15 protein-coding genes and 4 tRNA genes are annotated in these 19,150 nt (G+C 37.8%); 8 read left to right on the top strand and 11 right to left on the bottom strand.

Annotation, left to right across the window (positions count from 1 at the left end; translation table 11 throughout):
• Positions 1 to 125: 125 nt before the first annotated feature.
• Together pyrG and C3V42_RS01905 are read right to left on the bottom strand one after the other, a co-directional pair.
• Positions 126 to 1,763, bottom strand: coding sequence for a CTP synthase (glutamine hydrolyzing) (pyrG, locus tag C3V42_RS01910; protein WP_106013452.1), 1,638 nt, complete (start codon positions 1,761 to 1,763; stop codon positions 126 to 128).
• A 198-nt stretch (positions 1,764 to 1,961) separates the two neighbouring features.
• Positions 1,962 to 2,468 (bottom strand): single-stranded DNA-binding protein, encoded by a 507-nt coding sequence (locus C3V42_RS01905; RefSeq protein ID WP_005638876.1) that lies wholly within the window; start codon positions 2,466 to 2,468, stop codon positions 1,962 to 1,964.
• A 151-nt stretch (positions 2,469 to 2,619) separates the two neighbouring features.
• On the opposite strand from C3V42_RS01905, the gene uvrA reads away from it, so the two are divergent.
• Positions 2,620 to 5,451, top strand: a complete 2,832-nt coding sequence (gene uvrA, locus C3V42_RS01900; protein WP_106013451.1) for an excinuclease ABC subunit UvrA — start codon at positions 2,620 to 2,622, stop codon at positions 5,449 to 5,451.
• Between the two features lie 103 nt (positions 5,452 to 5,554).
• Here the strand turns inward: uvrA and C3V42_RS01895 are convergent, their stop codons facing one another.
• Both C3V42_RS01895 and rarD read right to left on the bottom strand, forming a co-directional pair.
• Positions 5,555 to 6,973: a sucrose-specific PTS transporter subunit IIBC gene (locus C3V42_RS01895; protein ID WP_106013450.1), complete on the bottom strand. Its 1,419-nt coding sequence runs from the start codon at positions 6,971 to 6,973 to the stop codon at positions 5,555 to 5,557.
• A gap of 138 nt (positions 6,974 to 7,111) precedes the next feature.
• Positions 7,112 to 8,002: an EamA family transporter RarD gene (gene rarD, locus C3V42_RS01890; protein ID WP_164994209.1), complete on the bottom strand. Its 891-nt coding sequence runs from the start codon at positions 8,000 to 8,002 to the stop codon at positions 7,112 to 7,114.
• Between the two features lie 119 nt (positions 8,003 to 8,121).
• On the opposite strand from rarD, the gene C3V42_RS01885 reads away from it, so the two are divergent.
• Positions 8,122 to 8,583 (top strand): Lrp/AsnC family transcriptional regulator, encoded by a 462-nt coding sequence (locus C3V42_RS01885; protein WP_106013448.1) that lies wholly within the window; start codon positions 8,122 to 8,124, stop codon positions 8,581 to 8,583.
• Between the two features lie 38 nt (positions 8,584 to 8,621).
• On the opposite strand, the gene nhaA is transcribed toward C3V42_RS01885, so the two are convergent.
• Entirely contained in the window at positions 8,622 to 9,785 is a 1,164-nt protein-coding gene (nhaA, locus tag C3V42_RS01880) for a Na+/H+ antiporter NhaA (protein ID WP_164994208.1), read from the bottom strand.
• 234 nt (positions 9,786 to 10,019) lie between these two features.
• On the opposite strand from nhaA, the gene brnQ reads away from it, so the two are divergent.
• Positions 10,020 to 11,330 (top strand): branched-chain amino acid transport system II carrier protein, encoded by a 1,311-nt coding sequence (gene brnQ, locus C3V42_RS01875; RefSeq protein WP_106013446.1) that lies wholly within the window; start codon positions 10,020 to 10,022, stop codon positions 11,328 to 11,330.
• Between the two features lie 28 nt (positions 11,331 to 11,358).
• On the opposite strand, the gene rdgC is transcribed toward brnQ, so the two are convergent.
• Positions 11,359 to 12,267: a recombination-associated protein RdgC gene (gene rdgC, locus C3V42_RS01870; RefSeq protein ID WP_106013445.1), complete on the bottom strand. Its 909-nt coding sequence runs from the start codon at positions 12,265 to 12,267 to the stop codon at positions 11,359 to 11,361.
• 65 nt (positions 12,268 to 12,332) lie between these two features.
• Here rdgC and proC point away from each other — a divergent pair, with 65 nt between their 5' ends.
• Genes proC through xerD form a run of 3 tightly spaced genes read left to right on the top strand, consistent with a single transcriptional unit; the run spans position 12,333 to position 15,238 of the window.
• Positions 12,333 to 13,148 carry a pyrroline-5-carboxylate reductase gene (proC, locus tag C3V42_RS01865; RefSeq protein ID WP_106013444.1) on the top strand — a complete coding sequence of 272 codons (816 nt, stop codon included), beginning with the start codon at positions 12,333 to 12,335 and terminating at the stop codon, positions 13,146 to 13,148.
• Positions 13,148 to 14,314: a 3-phenylpropionate MFS transporter gene (locus C3V42_RS01860; protein ID WP_106013443.1), complete on the top strand. Its 1,167-nt coding sequence runs from the start codon at positions 13,148 to 13,150 to the stop codon at positions 14,312 to 14,314. Before proC ends, C3V42_RS01860 begins: the two co-directional genes overlap by 1 nt.
• Positions 14,315 to 14,344: 30 nt before the next feature.
• Positions 14,345 to 15,238 (top strand): site-specific tyrosine recombinase XerD, encoded by an 894-nt coding sequence (gene xerD / locus C3V42_RS01855; RefSeq protein ID WP_106013442.1) that lies wholly within the window; start codon positions 14,345 to 14,347, stop codon positions 15,236 to 15,238.
• 62 nt (positions 15,239 to 15,300) lie between these two features.
• Here the strand turns inward: xerD and C3V42_RS01850 are convergent, their stop codons facing one another.
• Positions 15,301 to 16,350 carry an AI-2E family transporter gene (locus C3V42_RS01850; RefSeq protein WP_106013441.1) on the bottom strand — a complete coding sequence of 350 codons (1,050 nt, stop codon included), beginning with the start codon at positions 16,348 to 16,350 and terminating at the stop codon, positions 15,301 to 15,303.
• Between the two features lie 197 nt (positions 16,351 to 16,547).
• On the opposite strand from C3V42_RS01850, the gene C3V42_RS01845 reads away from it, so the two are divergent.
• The gene (locus C3V42_RS01845; RefSeq protein ID WP_106013440.1) at positions 16,548 to 17,168 is read left to right on the top strand and encodes a DUF1440 domain-containing protein; all 621 of its coding nucleotides are present in this window, start codon (positions 16,548 to 16,550) and stop codon (positions 17,166 to 17,168) included.
• Between the two features lie 144 nt (positions 17,169 to 17,312).
• Here C3V42_RS01845 and C3V42_RS01840 read toward each other — a convergent pair.
• From C3V42_RS01840 to C3V42_RS01825, 4 genes are all read right to left on the bottom strand, one after another.
• Positions 17,313 to 17,388 (bottom strand) — tRNA-Lys (locus C3V42_RS01840).
• Between the two features lie 50 nt (positions 17,389 to 17,438).
• Positions 17,439 to 17,525, bottom strand: a tRNA-Leu gene (locus C3V42_RS01835).
• A gap of 27 nt (positions 17,526 to 17,552) precedes the next feature.
• A tRNA-Cys gene (locus tag C3V42_RS01830) sits at positions 17,553 to 17,626 on the bottom strand.
• Between the two features lie 6 nt (positions 17,627 to 17,632).
• A tRNA-Gly gene (locus C3V42_RS01825) sits at positions 17,633 to 17,708 on the bottom strand.
• A 245-nt stretch (positions 17,709 to 17,953) separates the two neighbouring features.
• On the opposite strand from C3V42_RS01825, the gene C3V42_RS01820 reads away from it, so the two are divergent.
• Positions 17,954 to 19,063: a methionine biosynthesis PLP-dependent protein gene (locus C3V42_RS01820; protein ID WP_106013439.1), complete on the top strand. Its 1,110-nt coding sequence runs from the start codon at positions 17,954 to 17,956 to the stop codon at positions 19,061 to 19,063.
• The last annotated feature ends 87 nt before the right edge of the window (positions 19,064 to 19,150 follow it).

Here is a 19,150-nt window from a genome sequence, read left to right as displayed (position 1 = left end):
AGCTATTTTGAGATTTTGTCTTGTAAAAAATGCGTATGCTTTGATCTTTATCTATTTTTACAAAATAAAAGAGCAGTGAAAAAATTCATTGTTTCTCACCGCTCTTTTTACTCTAATTTAATCCATTACTTCACAGATTGTTTGTGATTTTCATAGGCTGCTTTTACAAAGCCTGCAAACAACGGATGACCATCACGAGGTGTAGAAGTAAATTCTGGATGGAATTGACAAGCGACAAACCAAGGATGATTTGGCACTTCGATAATTTCTACCAATTTTTTATCTGCAGATAAACCCGTTACTTTCAATCCTGCTTTTTCAATTTGTGGAAGCAAGGTATTGTTCACTTCATAGCGATGACGATGACGTTCTTCAATGGTTTCTTTGCCATAAAGCTCACGAGCACGGCTGCCTGATACCAAATGACATTGCTGCGCGCCTAAACGCATTGTTCCACCAAGATCTGATTCATCGGTACGCACTTCTGTATTACCATCCGCATCTTGCCATTCTGTGATTAATGCAACTACAGGTTGTTCACAATCCTTATCAAATTCAGACGAATTGGCTTTAGTTAAACCTGCTACATTACGTGCATATTCAATCAATGCGATCTGCATACCTAAACAAATGCCCAAGTAAGGAATTTTGTTTTCACGTGCATATTGTGCGGTACGAATTTTACCTTCCACACCACGATAACCGAATCCACCTGGAACAAGAATGCCATCAATGCCTTTTAATACTTCAACACCTTTGGTTTCAACATCTTGGGAATCAATATATTTAATGTTAACGGTTAAACGGTTCGTTAAACCTGCATGTTTCAATGCTTCATTTACAGATTTATAAGCATCGGGTAACTCAGTATATTTACCCACCATCCCAATGGTCACTTCACCCACTGGATTGGCTTGTTTGTAAAGCACTTGCTCCCATTCAGACAGATCCGCTTCAGGGCAAGTCAAACGGAAACGTTCACAGACAAAATCATCTAAACCTTGAGATTTTAATAATGCTGGGATTTGATAAATCGAATTTACATCTTTTAATGAAATGACTGCGCGTTCCGGAACGTTACAGAATAAAGCAATTTTCGCGCGTTCATTTGGCGGAATCATACGATCTGAACGACAAATCAACACATCAGGTTGAATACCAATAGAAAGCAATTCTTTTACAGAATGTTGGGTTGGTTTAGTTTTTACTTCACCCGCCGTTGGAATATAAGGCACTAAAGTTAAGTGCATAAATAACGTGTGTTCACGACCAACTTGAACGGCTAATTGACGTAATGCTTCTAAGAATGGGAGTGATTCAATATCACCAACGGTACCACCTACTTCAACAATCACAACATCGTGACCTTGAGCACCTGCAATAACGCGATCTTTAATTTCATTGGTGATATGTGGAATCACTTGAATTGTTGCACCAAGATAATCGCCACGACGCTCTTTACGTAATACTTCAGAATAAATTTTACCTGTGGTGAAGTTATTACGTTTAGTCATTTTCGTGCGAATAAAACGCTCATAGTGACCTAAGTCTAAATCTGTTTCTGCGCCATCTTGAGTGACGAAAACTTCCCCATGTTGGGTTGGGCTCATCGTACCTGGATCTACATTAATATATGGATCTAATTTCATAATGGTTACGTTTAAACCACGAGCTTCTAAAATTGCCGCCAATGATGCCGCCGCAATGCCTTTACCTAACGATGAAACCACACCGCCAGTGACGAAAATATAATTTGTAGCCATAGGGAACCTAATCTGTATTGGATATAAATGATTATAGCTAATCATCTTACAGACAAAATCAACCAAAAGTGTGGTCAAAAATCGAAGATAACTAGCTATCAAAGACGGGACGGCAGTTTACCTGATTTAGAAAATTATCTCAATGAAAACCCAGAGAAAAAAGAAAACCATCAAAAGATGGTTTTCAAATTATTTTAATTAAAACGGGATATCGTCATCGAATCCATCCATTGGTGGCTCAGCCTGTGGTGCAGCTTGTTGTGGCGCTGGACGAGATGATTGATAACTACCACCATTGTTAGTTTGACGAGCTTGGTAAGAGGGTTGTGGTGCAGCTCCCATATCACTAGGGTAGCCACCTGCGTTTTGATTGCGCGCACCAAGCATTTGCATTACATCACCTTGAATTTCTGTGGTGTAACGATCTTGACCATTTTGATCTTGCCATTTACGCGTTTTTAGACGACCTTCCACATATACTTGAGAGCCTTTGCGTAAATATTCACCGCAAATCTCCGCTTGACGACGATAGAATACGATGCGGTGCCATTCCGTTACTTCACGGCGCTCGCCAGTATTACGGTCGTTCCAGCTTTCACTAGTCGCTACGCTAATATTTGCTACGGCATCGCCATTTGGCATGGTACGAATTTCAGGATCATTACCTAGATGACCCACAATAATGACTTTATTAACTCCAGCCATAAAAAACCTCATTTTTTATCTTAAAAGTGCGGTTATTTTGCCTGAAATTTTGCAAAAGATCTATATATTTTAACTGGATATTTGCACAGATATTAAAATATGCGATAATGATCGCAGAATTTAAACTTATTTCATCCTTTTGAGTTATTTTATGGAAAATATCGATATTCGCGGGGCTAGAACCCATAACCTGAAAAATATTAATTTAACTATTCCACGCAATAAACTTGTGGTGATCACAGGGCTTTCAGGTTCGGGAAAATCTTCTTTAGCGTTTGATACACTTTATGCGGAAGGTCAGCGCCGTTATGTTGAATCTCTTTCGGCGTATGCGCGTCAGTTTTTATCCTTAATGGAAAAGCCTGATGTGGATTCTATTGAGGGACTTTCCCCTGCAATTTCGATTGAACAAAAATCTACCTCACACAATCCACGTTCTACGGTGGGAACAATTACGGAAATTTATGATTATTTACGTTTATTGTTTGCTCGAGTAGGTGAACCACGTTGTCCAGATCATGATGTTCCATTAACTGCACAAACGATTAGTCAAATGGTGGATAAAGTATTAAGTTTGCCAGAAGACAGCAAGATGATGTTACTTGCGCCAGTTGTAAAAAATCGAAAAGGCGAACACGTTAAGATTTTAGAAAATATTGCTGCACAAGGTTACATTCGTGCGCGTATTGATGGCGAGATTTGCGATTTATCTGATCCACCAAAATTAGAGTTACAGAAAAAACATACTATTGAAGTAGTGGTGGATCGCTTTAAAGTGCGGTCAGATTTAGCAACACGTTTAGCTGAGTCTTTTGAAACAGCATTAGAGCTTTCAGGTGGCACCGCGATTGTGGCAGATATGGATAATCCGAAAGCGGAAGAATTAGTTTTTTCGGCAAATTTTGCTTGTCCGCATTGCGGTTATTCTGTGCCAGAATTAGAACCTCGTTTATTTTCCTTTAATAATCCAGCCGGAGCTTGCCCTACTTGCGATGGTTTGGGTATGCAACAATATTTTGATGAAGATCGTGTGGTACAAAATCCAACTATTTCCCTTGCTGGTGGTGCGGTAAAAGGTTGGGATCGTCGAAATTTCTATTATTATCAAATGCTCACCTCATTGGCGAAACATTATGATTTTGATGTTGAAGCCCCTTATGAATCTTTGCCAAAGAAAATTCAACACATCATTATGCATGGCTCAGGCAAAGAGGAAATTGAATTCCAATATATGAATGATCGTGGCGATGTGGTTATTCGCAAGCATCCTTTTGAAGGTATTTTGAATAATATGGCTCGCCGATATAAAGAAACGGAATCAATGTCGGTGCGGGAAGAATTAGCGAAAAATATTAGTAATCGACCTTGTGCAGACTGCGGTGGATCTCGTTTACGACCAGAAGCGCGTAATGTGTATATCGAAAAAACGAATTTACCGATGATCGCGGAAAAAAGTATTGGTGAAACGCTCGAATTTTTCACCGCACTTTCTCTCACTGGTCAAAAAGCGCAAATTGCGGAAAAAATTCTTAAAGAAATTCGTGAGCGTTTGCAGTTTTTAGTCAATGTTGGCTTGAATTATCTTTCTCTTTCTCGTTCTGCTGAAACTCTTTCAGGCGGTGAAGCACAACGTATTCGCCTTGCTAGCCAAATTGGTGCGGGGCTTGTTGGTGTGATGTATGTATTAGATGAACCTTCTATTGGCTTGCACCAACGTGATAATGAACGCTTACTTAACACATTAATTCATCTGCGTAATCTTGGTAATACGGTAATTGTCGTGGAACACGATGAAGACGCGATTCGTGCAGCTGACCATATTATTGATATCGGTCCTGGAGCGGGCGTGCATGGCGGGCAAGTTATTGCGCAAGGAAATGCTGATGAAATTATGCTGAATCCAAATTCCATCACAGGAAAATTCTTATCGGGCGCAGATAAAATCGAAATTCCTAAAAAACGCACCGCACTTGATAAGAAAAAATGGCTCAAACTTAAAGGTGCATCAGGGAATAACTTAAAAAATGTGAATTTAGATATTCCCGTTGGTTTATTTACTTGCGTAACCGGTGTATCAGGCTCAGGAAAATCAACACTCATTAATGATACTTTATTTCCACTTGCGCAAAATGCATTAAATCGAGCAGAAAAAACGGATTACGCACCTTATCAGTCTATCGAGGGATTAGAGCATTTCGATAAAGTTATTGATATTAACCAAAGCCCGATTGGACGCACGCCACGTTCAAACCCAGCTACTTATACAGGCTTATTTACCCCGATTCGTGAACTTTTTGCAGGAGTGCCAGAGGCGCGTGCGCGTGGTTATAATCCGGGGCGTTTTAGCTTTAACGTTCGTGGTGGGCGCTGTGAAGCTTGTCAGGGCGATGGTGTACTCAAAGTGGAAATGCACTTTTTACCGGATGTTTATGTCCCTTGCGACCAATGTAAAGGTAAACGCTATAATCGCGAAACCTTAGAAATTCGTTATAAAGGTAAAACGATTCATCAAGTTTTAGATATGACTGTGGAAGAGGCTCGCGAGTTTTTTGATGCGATTCCAATGATTGCAAGAAAATTACAAACATTGATGGATGTGGGATTATCCTATATTCGATTAGGTCAATCTTCCACAACACTTTCAGGTGGTGAAGCGCAGCGCGTTAAGCTAGCGACTGAGCTTTCTAAACGTGATACGGGTAAAACCTTGTATATTCTAGATGAACCGACAACTGGTTTGCATTTTGCTGACATTAAGCAATTACTTGAAGTACTGCATCGATTACGCGACCAAGGAAATACTATCGTCGTAATTGAGCACAATCTTGATGTGATTAAAACGGCAGACTGGATTGTCGATCTTGGCCCTGAAGGCGGAAGCGGTGGCGGGCAAATTATTGCGACTGGCACGCCTGAAGAAGTCGCTAAAGTTGAAGGATCTCATACGGCCAGATTCCTTAAACCAATTTTGGAAAAACGTTAAGAAAATAACCGCACTTTGATCCGATGTGCGGTTATTTTTTGATATATTTCTAGCAGAAATTTATCTTTTTGATTCTTATTGTGATTTGTTTGATGTAATGAGGTTATTTAGTATGTGCACGTTTTACAAATAAGAAAGATAAGCTGAATGCTACAACAAATGAAATAACCATTCCTATACTGTACATTGCCAAACTGTCCGGTTTGATAGATGGGATACCTAAGAAACCAGCGGCACCCAATGCAATCGCTTTTACGTTAAAGAATGCAATAAATGCACTAGCTAACCCAGAACCAATCATAGCAGCAATAAATGCTTGGCGGTAACGTAAATTTACACCAAACATAGCGGGTTCTGTGATACCTAATAATGCAGAAATACCTGAAGGTACAGCTAATCCACGAATTTTGGCATCTTTTAATGCTAAGGCTACACCTAAACAAGCTGCGCCCTGTGCAATATTTGACATTGCTGCAATCGGGAAGATGAATGTTCCTCCAGTTTGTGTGATTTCGGCAAGTAATTGAGTTTCTACTGCGATAAAGGTTTGATGCATACCCGTAATGACAATTGGTGCGTATAAAGTACCGAAAATCGCTCCACCAAAGAAACCTAATGTATCATATAACCAAGTTAATCCAGCTGAAATAAGAGAGCCTGCCTCTCGACCAAATGGACCAATTACCGTAAATGCAAGGAAACCCGCAATAAAAAGTGAAAACATTGGGGTAATTAAGTTATCTAAATAAGATGGTATAAATTTACGGAAATTCTTTTCTAATGTTGCTAATACCCAAGCCGAAATAATTGTTGGAATAACTGTTCCTTGATAGCCAACTTTTTCAATTTCAAGACCAAATACATTCCAGTATTTAATATTTCCTTCCATCAATGTTTTTGCATAATTCCAGCCATCAGATAATGAAGGATGGACTAAAAGCATACCTAATGCTGCGCCTAAGAAGGGATTTCCACCAAATTTACGTGTTGCTGAAAAACCAAGTAATACAGGTAAGAATACAAACGGTGCATTTGCAATTGTATTGATGAAATCAACTAAATCAGATATTTCAGGATACTTTGTGACAACAGAATGATTATCCCAAAAGAAACCGATAGAGGTTAGCATTGAATAAAGTCCCATTAATAGACCTCCGGCAACGATAGCTGGAATAATTGGGACAAAAATATCGGCTAAACCTTTTACTATCCGTTGTAGTAAATTCTGTTGGCCTAAGGCAGCTTCTGCAACTTCAGCTTTACTTACATCACCAATACCAAGTTGTTTAGTAAGTTGTTCATGAACTTTATTGACCGTACCTGAGCCAAAAATAATTTGGTACTGACCTGCCACAGAGAATTGGCCTTTTACCCCTTCAATTGCTTCGATACCTTCTTTATCCACTTTGCTTTCATCGTTTAATACGATACGTAAACGTGTTGCACAGTGAGCTGCTGTAGCAATGTTATTTTTACCACCAAGTTTTTCAATCACTTGTTCAGCTATTTTCGGGAAGTTCATAGATTTTCTCCTCATTTAAATAGAAATGGCGCGATTTTAGCCGAAAGGATTAAAACAGGCTAGTGTGAAATGATCCTATAAGGGGAATTCTATTGTTATAGAGGAACAAAGCTGATAGTAAGTAATCATATAATGTAATTAATAATTATCTCGCTTTTTTATTAATCCATTTAATCCTAACAAGCCTAAGCTTAGCCAAATAGGAACGTAGGTGAAGTAGTCACTTATCGTCATTGGAATATTTAAAATAAATACTGCAACTAAAAATAATAAGACTGGTTCGATATAGCTTAATACGGCAAAAATGCTAACAGGAATTTGCTGGCTAGATTTTAAATTTGCAGAAAGTGAAACTGCACTGACAATTCCTAGTGCTGGTAATAAGTACCAGTAGTGAAAATTATGAAGAATCAAAGACAAACTATCGCTTTGGTAAGATAAATAAATGATAGAAGGAATGGATATTAAGATTACATCAAGGGTAATGCCTTGCAAGGCAGGAATTTTCATGGCTTTTCTACTTAAATAATAGAAGGGATATACTGCGCAAACCCAAAGGCTTGTCCATGAAAAACTTTGTGTATGCCAGAGTTCATGGAATACACCACAAGCGGCAAGTAATAAAGCAATTTTTTGAGTGGATGATAATTGTTCCTTAAGCCAAATTCTTCCAAATAGAGCCATCACAAGCGGAAAAAGAAAGTATCCCATAGCAATATTTACACCTTCATTATTAAGCGGTGCCCACATAAAGAGCCAAAATTGGCTTCCAGCATCAAGTGTACCGAGTAAGAAAAGTATCCAACGTTTCCAGTTATAGCCAAGTATGTTGGTTATTAAATGTAAAATTGATTTATAACCAATTGTCGGAAATAAAATCAATAATAGACCAAATATCATTGTTACCATTCGCCACGCGAAAACGTCAGTTCCACTTAATGGTTGTAACCATAAGCTGAATAAATAAAGGATACCAAATAAAAGTTGAGAAAAGATGCAAAGCAATATGCCTTGAGTCATTAATTTCATTGAAAGCTCCATCATTGAAGATGAAATTATTATAGGTTGTTATAGAAATAAAAATTCTCAATTTATGAAGTTTTGTGATAAATTTTATCCACTTAGCCAGATTTGTGAGAAAAATTTTTATGAATTCCCTTGATAGATTAGATCGAGATATTCTAAATGCATTACAACAAGATGCAACAATACCTTTAAAAGAATTGGCCGTAAATGTTAATAGTTCTATTGCAACCTGCCAACGACGAATTCAATTTTTAATAGAAAAAGGCGTGATAACTAAACAAGTGGCTATTGTTTCTCCTAAAGCTGTAGGACGGACAATTAGTGTATTTGTGATGGTGGAAATGAACAATCAACATTCTTATTATCAAGAGCAGTTTGAGCGTAAAATGAGACAAGAATCAGATGTTGTCAGTTGTTATGAAATTTCTGGAGATTATGATTTTATGTTGCTATTACATGTTAAAGATATGGAAAGTTATCATGCGTTTACTCGTCGTGTTTTAACAGGGGAGTATCATGTGCGTACTTTCAAAAGTTTATTTGTAATGAATTTTACAAAGGCGGATAGTGGTATTGTGTTATAAAGTGCGGTAAAAAATCACCGCACTTTGCAATTATAATGCTAAGGCTTTGTCGTTTGTTTTAAACAAAAATAGCCGATGATGGCGGAAATAGTTGATCCTAATAAAATACCTAATCTTGATAGAGTGTTTATAGTTTCACCTGCGTCAGCCTCAAATGCAAGGCTTGCGAGAAACATTGACATTGTAAAGCCAATTCCACACAAAAGCGCAACGGCAAAAATTTGTTTAAAATTAACACCGTTAGGTAATTTGGCTAAACCTAATTTTACGGAGATATAGCTAAAGCTAAAAACACCTACTGGCTTGCCTATAATTAAGCCAAGTGCAATAGCTAATAATAACGGGGAAGAGAGCATTGTGAAATCGAGTCCTTCAAAGCTTACTCCGGCATTAGCAAAAGCAAATAGAGGCAGAATAATAAATGACGACCAAGGTGCGAGGATATGTTCAAAATCATGTAGTGGTTTTTCACCATTTTTTCCATTCAATGGGATACAAAAGCCAATAATTACGCCAGCTAATGTTGCATGAACGCCTGATTTTAAAACGGAAGCCCATAAAATTGCCCCAACAACCATGTAGGCACATAGTGCAGAAACTTTGAATCGGTTTAATAAAACTAATGCGATAATAGTGATAGCTGAAAAGAAGAGTGCTTGCACGCTTAATCCATGTGAAAAGAATAGGGCTATGACAACGATAGCACCTAAGTCATCTATAATAGCGAGCGCTAGCAAGAAAATTTTGAGTGGAAGTGGAACTTGTTTACTGAGTAACGCCATAATGCCAAGAGCAAAGGCTATGTCTGTTGCCATAGGAATCGCCCAACCATTCGCTAAACTAGGATCTTGTTTAGCAATGAACCAATATACGATAGCAGGAATAATCATTCCTCCTATTGCGGCTATAGCAGGGAAAATAGCTTGTTGGTAGCTAGAAAGTGAGCCTTCAAATAATTCTTTTTTGACTTCCATACCGACCAATATAAAAAATACAGCCATAAAGCCATCATTGATCCAATGAATTAATGTTTTATCGATTGCAAAATGGCCAATTTGTATGCTTACGGGTAAATTTAAGAAGTTATTATATTGTTCACTTAATGGTGAATTGGCCAATAACATTGCAGCTACAGCAGATAAAAGTAATAAAATTCCACCGGCAGATTCTAATTTTAAAAATCGCTGGATAAGTTGTAACACGTAATCCCCCTTCAAAAACTAATAACAAAAAATTAACAAAGGGTGCATACTAGCATATTTTTATATGAAATGGGGAACGAGAGAAAGATTTTGCCAGCATTTTGTATGAATTGCTGATAACATGAATTATATTGTGATGAATATCTCATTTTTCGTATTATTAAATAGGGATTTTATGTGCATTGTAATAAATTATTGTAGAATGCACGCCTTTTTATTTTAGGGTTAGAAATTATGTTTTCACGTAAAGATATTATTGTTTTGGGGATGATGATCTTCGCTTTATTTTTAGGAGCTGGGAATATTATTTTTCCACCAATGGAAGGTTTTACTGCCGGGTACAATTGGGCCAGTGCTTCTTTTGGGTTTGTATTAACTGGTGTTTTTATGCCTTTTATTACATTGGTTGTTGTTTCTATTTTAGGGCGAGGTGAAGAATTAACGAAAGATTTACCTAAATGGGCAGGGACTGCTTTTCTTGTTATTTTATATTTAACAATTGGTTCTACCTTTGCCATGCCGCGAATTACAAATGTTGCTTATGAAATGGCATGGTTACCTTTAGGATTGATGGAGGATAATTCAACAGTTAGATTTGTTTTTTCTCTTGTTTTTAACTTAATCTCGATGGGATTTATGATTCGTCCAAACACGATTATTTCAAGTGTAGGTAAATTTATGACGCCTGCATTATTGGTGTTATTAGTTGTGGTAGCGGTAACAGTTTTTATTTCTCCATTATCCGAGATTCAGGCTCCCACAAAAGCTTATGAGTCAGGTCAGGCTTTATTCATCGGTTTAACAAGTGGTTATCAAACTATGGATGTGCTTGCTGCCATTGCATTTGGAGGAATTGTCTCACGTGCACTTGCCGCAAAAAATGTGGTTCATACAAAAGATATTGTGAAATATACCATTTCAGCAGGTTTTGTTTCAGTCATTTTGCTTGCTGGATTATACTTTTCACTCTTTTACCTTGGTGCAACAAGTGCCTCGGTTGCTGAAGGTGTAACAAATGGTGGACAAGTTTTCTCACGTTATGTGAGTGCATTGTTTGGTTCCGCAGGTACTTGGATTATGGCGGGAATTATCGTACTAGCAAGTTTAACTACTCTTGTTGGTGTAACGAGTGCTGCAGCTGATTATTTTGCAAAATTTTCAGTACGTTTTTCTTATCCGTTTTGGGTAGCAATTTTTACCGCAATGACAATCACTGTTTCTCAATATGGCTTAACTGATTTGCTTCGTATTACGATTCCAGCTCTATTATTGATCTATCCTATAGCGATTGTATTAGTGTTTTTGCAATTTTTACGTGATAAATTACCATCAATCAAATTGACTTACTATAGTTCTTTAATTGTCACGCTATGCTTTAGCTTATGTGATAGTTTAAATAATGTGAAAATGTTACCTGAAAGCATTAACATATTATTGAAAGATTTTCCTCTTTCATCAGAGGGAATGGCATGGTTAGTGCCAGCATTCGTGATGCTTGTAGTGAGCATTTTTATAGGAAAGTTATTTACTAACATTAAAAAATAAAATTGTGGCATTTTTTAGCCGCATATCTTTATAATCTAGTTTTTTCTCCGCCAAATTCATCTAATAAATTTTCGGTGAGTTTGGCTAAAATACCTGTCATCAGTACAAAATCTGCGTCGAAACGCTGTGCAAAATCTTCTTTCAGAATATCATCATTTTTTTCGCGTACACTATCTGCAAATTTTAAACGTTTGAGGGTGCAATCCTCGTTAAAAACGAAAGTTAAGGTGTCTTCCCATTCTAAGGCTAATTTACTTACTACTTTTTTGCCATCTTGCAGAAGTGCGAGAATTTCTTCATTTTCTAAAGGTTGTTTTTTGCAACGGATAACGCTGTCTTCCTGACTGCCGCGAAGCTCGGCTTCTTCTAATGCAATTAACCAATGCGGTAAACTATCTTGAAGGATCCAATTTGTTAAAATCGTGCTGGGTTCATTAGCAAAGGCTAAAGGCACAACAGGGAGCGATCCTAAGGATTTACGCAGTAATGCGAGCGCATCTTCCGCGCGTTTACTCGATGCTGCATCAACATGAACAAGATTATTTTCCGTATCAATCCATAGCGCCGTATGCTGATTTTTACTAAACGCACGAGGTAATAAATTCATCACGACATCATCTTTTAATGTTTGTTTTTCTACCTTTTTAAGTTTGCGATTTTCTTTTTGTTCAAGGCTTTCAATGCGTTCATCTAATTCACGTTTGACCACATTTGCCGGCAAGATTTTTTCTTCTTTTTTCGCCACTAATAGAATTTGCTTTCCTACAGAAAAATAGAGTAAATCACTTCCTCGTAATGGGGCTGACCAGCCAAATTTACTTTGATCTTGAGCACAGCAAGGATGGAATTGACAATCTTCCAGTTGAGTTTGTAGCTGTGCAAGCTCCCAATCTAGCGGTTTCGTCAGCCTATAAGTCATTAAATTTTTGAACCACATCGTAACACTTCCTTCAATATAGGGTAGAATGTGCAGCATTATAGCCCATAAAAGTAGGAAAAACGATGCAACACAAATTAATTGCCTTTATTGGAGGCGGTAATATGGCACAGGCGATTATTCTTGGCTTATTGAAACAAGGTTATCCTGCCGAGCAAATTATTGTGAATGATCCGAATGAGGAAAAAAGAGCATTTTTTGCCAATCTTGGCGTGGCAACTTCAGAAAATAATGTGGAAAGTGTAATCAAAGCTGAGGTTGTGTTGCTTGCGGTAAAACCTCAAGTGATGGCTGAAGTTTGTTCGCCACTAAGTGCGGTGGATTTTTCCGATAAATTATTAATTTCCATTGCAGCGGGTATTTCAACTGAACGTTTGAATGTATTAATTCCAAGCGTAAAAGCAGTGGTGCGTGTTATGCCAAATACGCCCGCATTGGTGGGGGAAGGTATGGCGGGTTTATTTGCACCGAAAAATACGAGTGAAAATTACCGCACTTTTGCACAAGATTTATTGGGCGCAGTGGGAAGAACGGTTTGGGTGGAGGATGAAACTCAAATGCACGCAGTAACTGCCGCGTCAGGAAGTAGCCCCGCCTATTTCTTTTTAATTCTGGAAGCGATGCAGCAAGCCTTAATCAAAATGAATATTGATGAGAAAACTGCGCGTGAATTAGTGCAGCAATCCATGCTTGGTGCAGCAAAAATGGTGACAGAAAATCCGCAAATTGCACTTTCAACTTTGCGTGAAAATGTCACCTCGAAAGGTGGCACCACTGCGGCGGCGTTAGCAGTATTTGATGCACAACATTTTAATCAAACAATAGAGCAAGCCATGCAAGCTTGTTTGTCTCGTTCACAAGAAATGGAAACTTTATTCTGATGCAAGTTCGTCCTTTTTATTGGCTCGCATTGAGCTTTCTAGGTTACTACTGCGCTTATGGCGTGTTTTTGCCGTTCTTCCCCGCATGGTTGAAATCACAACAATATGGTGAAGAAATGATTGGTTTGGTGATAGGGAGTGCTTATATTTTCCGATTTGCGGGCGGATTATTTTTTTCATCGCTAATTAAAAAAGCCAATCATATTATTAGTTCCTTACGTCTATTGGCGTTAGCATCGGCCATTATTATGGCGGCTATGAGTTTAGTTGCACATAATTTTTGGCTGTTATTTATTGCTATCGGTTTGTATGCCTCTGTGAATTCAGCGGGAATGCCGATTGGGGATTCGTTGGCATCCACTTGGCAACGACAAATCGGCTTAGATTACGGCAAAGTGCGTTTGATTGGCTCTTCTGCCTTTATCCTTGGCGTAGTGGTGTTCGGCGGCATGATTGGCTGGGTCGGCGAGCAAAATATCGTGTGGATTTTAACCGCACTTTTATCTTTCTATACCATCATTCAGCTTTTAAAACCGACTATTCCCCCAAAAGATGAAATACCTGAAGATGGTGCTCAAAATAATATTGGTTTTATTGCTTTACTGAAAAATCCTATTACATTACGAATCATGATTGCAGTAGGGCTGATTCAAGGCTCTCATGCGGCTTATTATGTTTATAGCACAATTTATTGGACAAGTATTGGGATCTCTGTTTCTCAAACGAGCTTACTTTGGGGAATTGGGGTATTGGCAGAAATCGTATTATTTTTCTTCTCTCGTCGCTTATTTCAAAATATTTCTATCAGTGTGCTGCTTTATATTTCTGCGCTTGCGTGCATCGGACGCTGGGCTGTAATGGGATATATTGAAGATTTTTGGTTGATATTCTTATTGCAACTTATGCATAGTTTGACTTATGCCGGTTGCCATTATGCGATTGTTCGCTATATCACCACGCAACCGCAAAGTCATATTGCGAAGTTGCAAGGTTTGTATAATGGCTTATCGAATGGGGTGCTCATTGCCATTTTCACCGCGATTGCTGGCACGATTTATCCAACTTCTCCAGCGATGACATTTGTATTGATGAGTATTATTGCGGCGGCAGCATTTTTTGTGATTCCACGCAAATTAAATGCCTTTTTGATTGTTCAGCATAAATAGGACGCATCGCTTTCCTTGTAGAAAAGTAATATGAAAAATCTTGCGCTCATTGATTTGTTTCTTAACGAATATTGGATTGAAAAAGGGCTTTCAGAAAATACCGTTCAATCTTATCGTTTGGATTTAACCGCACTTTGTAATTGGTTGGATAAAAACGACTTGTCTTTGGAAACTTTAGATGTTGTTGATTTGCAAGGTTTTCTCGGTGAACGTTTGGAGAAAGGTTACAAAGCCACGAGCACAGCGCGAATGTTAAGTGCAATGCGTAAACTTTTCCAATATTTATATCGAGAAAAATACCGAGTGGATGATCCAAGTGCGGTGCTAAGTTTGCCTAAATTACCCAGTCGCCTACCAAAATATTTAACTGAGCAACAAGTGTCAGATTTGCTCAATACGCCAGATGTTGAAGTGCCTTTGGAATTGCGTGATAAAGCAATGTTAGAATTGCTTTATGCGACGGGGCTTCGTGTCACGGAGTTAGTTTCTCTTACGATTGAAAACATGAGTGTGCAACAAGGCGTGGTACGAGTGATTGGTAAAGGGAACAAGGAACGTATTGTTCCAATGGGAGAAGAAGCTGCTTATTGGGTTCGTCAATTTATGCTTTATGGTCGCCCTGTTCTATTAAATGGGCAGAGTTCTGATGTTGTTTTTCCAAGTCAGCGTGCACAGCAAATGACTCGTCAAACTTTCTGGCATCGTGTAAAACATTATGCCATTCTCGCGGATATTGATGCTGGTGCACTTTCCCCTCACGTTCTTCGGCATGCTTTTGCCACCCATTTAGTGAATCATGGTGCGGATTTACGCGTGGTGCAAATGTTGCTAGGGCATACAGATTTATCCACAACACAGATTTATACTCATGTGGCAAAAGAGCGATTGAAACGATTGCATGAAAGATTTCATCCTAGAGGGTAATTAAAAACGCGTAGTAATGAAATAAGCTGTTTTAAATTATTCCTTTATCTGAATATTTCATATTAATCTTCAGGTAAAGCATTTAGAACTGCTTTCACTAAAGTTGCTAGTGGAATGGCAAAAAATACGCCCCAGAACCCCCACAATCCACCGAAAATTAATACTGAAATAATGATCGCTAATGGATGTAAGTTTACTGCCTCAGAGAATAAATAAGGAACAAGTAAATTGCCATCTAAAAGTTGACTTATGGCAAAAGCAACGATGATATACCAAAATGTTGGGCTTACACCAAATTGGAATAATGCGACCAAGGCAACAGGAATGGTGACAATCACAGCTCCGATATAAGGCACTAACACTGAAAGCCCTACAGCAAATGCTAAGAGAAGTGGATAATTCAAGCCAAAAATAAGAAAAATAATATAAGTAATTAGAGTTACAATCAAAATTTCTAATAATTTACCATGAATATAATTAGAAATTTGTTGTTGCATTTCTATCCAAACCTTGAAAGCTAAATGACGATTTCTTGGCAGAAAGCGGCTCACCCCTTGTAAAAGTTCTTTTTTATCTTTTAACATGAAGAACATCATTAGTGGTACTAAGAAAGCATAAATACCGAGAGAAACTAAGTTCATAATTGATGTTAAAGACAGTTTCACCACTGATTCACCAAAACCAAGAATTTTTTCTCGTACGGAATTAAAAATGGAATCTACCATAGAATAATCAATGAGTTCTGGATAATGCTCTGGTAGATTAAGTAACCATTCATTGAGTTTATTAAACATCGCAGGTAAATCGCTTAATAAGGAAATACTTTGATTCCAAAGCATTGGTACAAGAATTAAAAAGAATATGGTAGCGATACTGATAAAGCTACCAAAGACAAGGATAGTGGCCATGATCCTTGGAAAGCGTAAACGTAAGTTTAAGAAACGAATTGGCATTTCGAGTAAATAGGCTAATACGATAGCAATAAGCAGCGGTGCGATTAGATTTCCAAAAAAATAAATAGCGAGGAAGCCAAACAATAAAATAGCAAGTAACCCCATTGTTTGAGGATCGCTTAATCGGCGTATATACCAATTTCTCAACATTTCTAACATAGTACTTCTCAATGAACATTTTTAGTCATTATAAGTGAAATTATTTATTGTTTATAGTTGGCACCTGACTAATCTTTTAAATTCTTTAACATTTCTACCTAGATTTTGTTATTAAAACAAAATTTGTGTCGCATTTTGGTTATGACTGAGTTTTGTATAGCAAGTGCGGTTATTTTTTCTTAATTTCGGAGCAAAATATGTCAGGTATTTTTACTCAAAGCCCTGCAAATCGTCGTCGTTATGGCGTAGCTATTTTTGTAGGCATCATCGCAGGAATTATTTCTGCATTTGTAAAATGGGGAGCTGAGCATCCATTTCCACCACGCAGCCCAATTGATTTCTTTGCCGCAGCTTGTAAAGTGGATGTGACAGGTTTAAGTCAAGACCAGATTCTTTCTGTATGCTCACGTGCATTTCTAAATCCACCACATGTTTTTTTACGTGATTACATTGGTATTGACCCTACTCAAGCTGCATTTACATTTGCGGATCATGCATTTAACTGGATTGGTGTCACGCATATTATTTTCTCTTTAGTATTTGCTATTGGTTATTGTATAGTTGCAGAACGCTTCCCTAAAATTAAATTTTGGCAGGGTATCGGAGCTGGTATTATTGCCAATATTTGTGTTCACTATATTACTTTTCCTGCATTAGGTTTAACACCGCCAGTTGCAGAGTGGCCATTATATGAACATATTTCAGAATTAGTGGGACATATTTTCTGGTTCTGGACTATTGAAGTGATTCGTCGTGATTTACGTAATCGCATTACAAATGAACCAGATGCTGAGATTCCATTAGGTCAGGTACGTTAATTTCTCTGGCTAATACGAAGATAACTGCATATTAGGAAACTAAGTGCAGTTATTTTTTTCATTTTAAATAGAATATGAATAATATATTTAGTATTTTTTGTTTAATCGCAAGATAAAATTTTAAGCGTTGTAAGTTTTTAATATTGGTGGGTCGTGAAGGATTCGAACCTTCGACCAACGGATTAAAAGTCCGCTGCTCTACCGACTGAGCTAACGACCCAATTAGATGATTTTAAAGTAAATTTTAAAATCTTTGGATTGGTGTTTAAATGGTGCCCGAAGCCAGACTTGAACTGGCACGCCTCGAAAGGCGAGGGATTTTAAATCCCTTGTGTCTACCGATTCCACCACTCGGGCATATAGACAACTAACATTTGCGTATTATGGAGGCGTGTCCCGGAGTCGAACCGAGCTACATGGATTTGCAATCCAGTGCATAACCGCTTTGCTAACACGCCACGAATTGGAGCGGGAAACGAGGCTCGAACTCGCGACCCCGACCTTGGCAAGGTCGTGCTCTACCAACTGAGCTATTCCCGCATTCGCTGTTAGTGGTGCGCATTTTACGGAAATTTAAAAAGCTGTCAATCATAGAGTAAAAAATTTTTTTTAACCGTTTAAAAAAGATTCATTTTGTTTAAATAATTCTCACAAAATGATGAATAAATAGAAATTTATTCAATTACATAATTTCTGCTTTTATCACTTTCCCCTTTATGCCAAAATGTTCAGCATATTTTATAGCATGAAAGTGCGGTGAATTTTTATTGTTTTTAGAGGATGTTATGATACAACAATATGCAATTGATACCTTATTAGCGCAAGCTGGTAATCGAAGTGATAAGAGAACTGGTTCAGTTTCTGCGCCAATTTTTCTTTCTACGGCTTATGGGCATCATGGAATTGGTGAGAGTACAGGGTTTGACTATACGCGGACTAAAAACCCAACTCGTACAGTATTAGAAGAAACGATAGCTAAATTAGAAAATGGAGATCGTGGTTTTGCTTTTTCTTCTGGTATGGCTGCAATTCAAGTTTTGATGACGCTTTTCACTGCTCCAGATGAATGGATCGTTTCTAGCGATGTGTATGGTGGTACTTATCGACTATTAGATTTCTCTTATAAAAATAACAATAGTGTAAAGCCTGTTTATGTCAATACAGCATCTACTTCTGAAATTGAGGCGGCAATTAATCCAAATACGAAAGCGATTTTTATTGAAACTCCATCAAATCCTTTAATGGAAGAATGTGATGTGGTTGAAATTGCAAAACTTGCGAAAAAACATAACTTGATGTTGATCGTGGACAATACGTTTTTAACACCAGTGCTTTCTCGTCCATTGGATTTAGGCGCAGATGTGGTGATTCACAGCGGGACTAAATATATTGCTGGTCATAATGATGCACTTGTTGGTTTGATTGTTGCGAAAGGGCAAGAACTTTGTGATCGCATTGCTTATATTCAAAATGGTGCAGGTGCGGTGCTTTCACCTTTTGATTCTTGGCTGACTATTCGTGGTATGAAAACCCTTTCTTTGCGCATGAAACGTCATCAAGAAAATGCCCAAGCTATTGCGGAGTTTTTAAAAGCTCAACCACAAGTGGAATCTGTGCTTTATCCAAATAAGGGTGGGATGTTGTCTTTCTGTTTGCAAGATGAAGCTTGGGTTAATACATTCTTAAAATCCATCAAATTGATTACTTTTGCAGAAAGTCTAGGAGGCACAGAAAGTTTTATTACTTATCCTGCCACTCAAACTCATATGGATATTCCAGAATCTGAGCGTGTAGCCCGTGGAATTACGAATACCTTGCTGCGTTTTTCAGTCGGTATTGAAGATGTAGAAGATATTAAGGCTGATTTATTACAGGCATTTTCTAATTTGAAATAATGAGGATGAAGTGAGATTTTACTTGCTATTTAGTTTTTGACAATTAAAACAATAAGTTTACATTTGTTAAAACAGTGTTATTCTTCA

Source organism: Haemophilus sp. oral taxon 036 (assembly GCF_002998595.1).
Lineage (GTDB): Bacteria > Pseudomonadota > Gammaproteobacteria > Enterobacterales > Pasteurellaceae > Haemophilus > Haemophilus haemolyticus_K.
The sequence above is the reverse complement of the archived record's forward strand: the minus strand, read 5'-3'. Positions and strand labels throughout refer to the sequence as shown.

Bases quoted from the DNA above. Each gene is read 5' to 3' on its own strand.
- C3V42_RS01860 (WP_106013443.1), top strand. From the start codon at position 13,148: ATGCAAGTTCGTCCTTTTTATTGGCTCGCATTGAGCTTTCTAGGTTAC.
- C3V42_RS01905 (WP_005638876.1), bottom strand. From the start codon at position 2,468: ATGGCTGGAGTTAATAAAGTCATTATTGTGGGTCATCTAGGTAATGAT.
- C3V42_RS01820 (WP_106013439.1), top strand. From the start codon at position 17,954: ATGATACAACAATATGCAATTGATACCTTATTAGCGCAAGCTGGTAAT.
- C3V42_RS01885 (WP_106013448.1), top strand. From the start codon at position 8,122: ATGAATTCCCTTGATAGATTAGATCGAGATATTCTAAATGCATTACAA.
- C3V42_RS01850 (WP_106013441.1), bottom strand. From the start codon at position 16,350: ATGTTAGAAATGTTGAGAAATTGGTATATACGCCGATTAAGCGATCCT.
- pyrG (WP_106013452.1), bottom strand. From the start codon at position 1,763: ATGGCTACAAATTATATTTTCGTCACTGGCGGTGTGGTTTCATCGTTA.
- proC (WP_106013444.1), top strand. From the start codon at position 12,333: ATGCAACACAAATTAATTGCCTTTATTGGAGGCGGTAATATGGCACAG.
- brnQ (WP_106013446.1), top strand. From the start codon at position 10,020: ATGTTTTCACGTAAAGATATTATTGTTTTGGGGATGATGATCTTCGCT.
- C3V42_RS01845 (WP_106013440.1), top strand. From the start codon at position 16,548: ATGTCAGGTATTTTTACTCAAAGCCCTGCAAATCGTCGTCGTTATGGC.
- C3V42_RS01895 (WP_106013450.1), bottom strand. From the start codon at position 6,973: ATGAACTTCCCGAAAATAGCTGAACAAGTGATTGAAAAACTTGGTGGT.
- rdgC (WP_106013445.1), bottom strand. From the start codon at position 12,267: ATGTGGTTCAAAAATTTAATGACTTATAGGCTGACGAAACCGCTAGAT.
- rarD (WP_164994209.1), bottom strand. From the start codon at position 8,002: ATGAAATTAATGACTCAAGGCATATTGCTTTGCATCTTTTCTCAACTT.
- uvrA (WP_106013451.1), top strand. From the start codon at position 2,620: ATGGAAAATATCGATATTCGCGGGGCTAGAACCCATAACCTGAAAAAT.
- xerD (WP_106013442.1), top strand. From the start codon at position 14,345: ATGAAAAATCTTGCGCTCATTGATTTGTTTCTTAACGAATATTGGATT.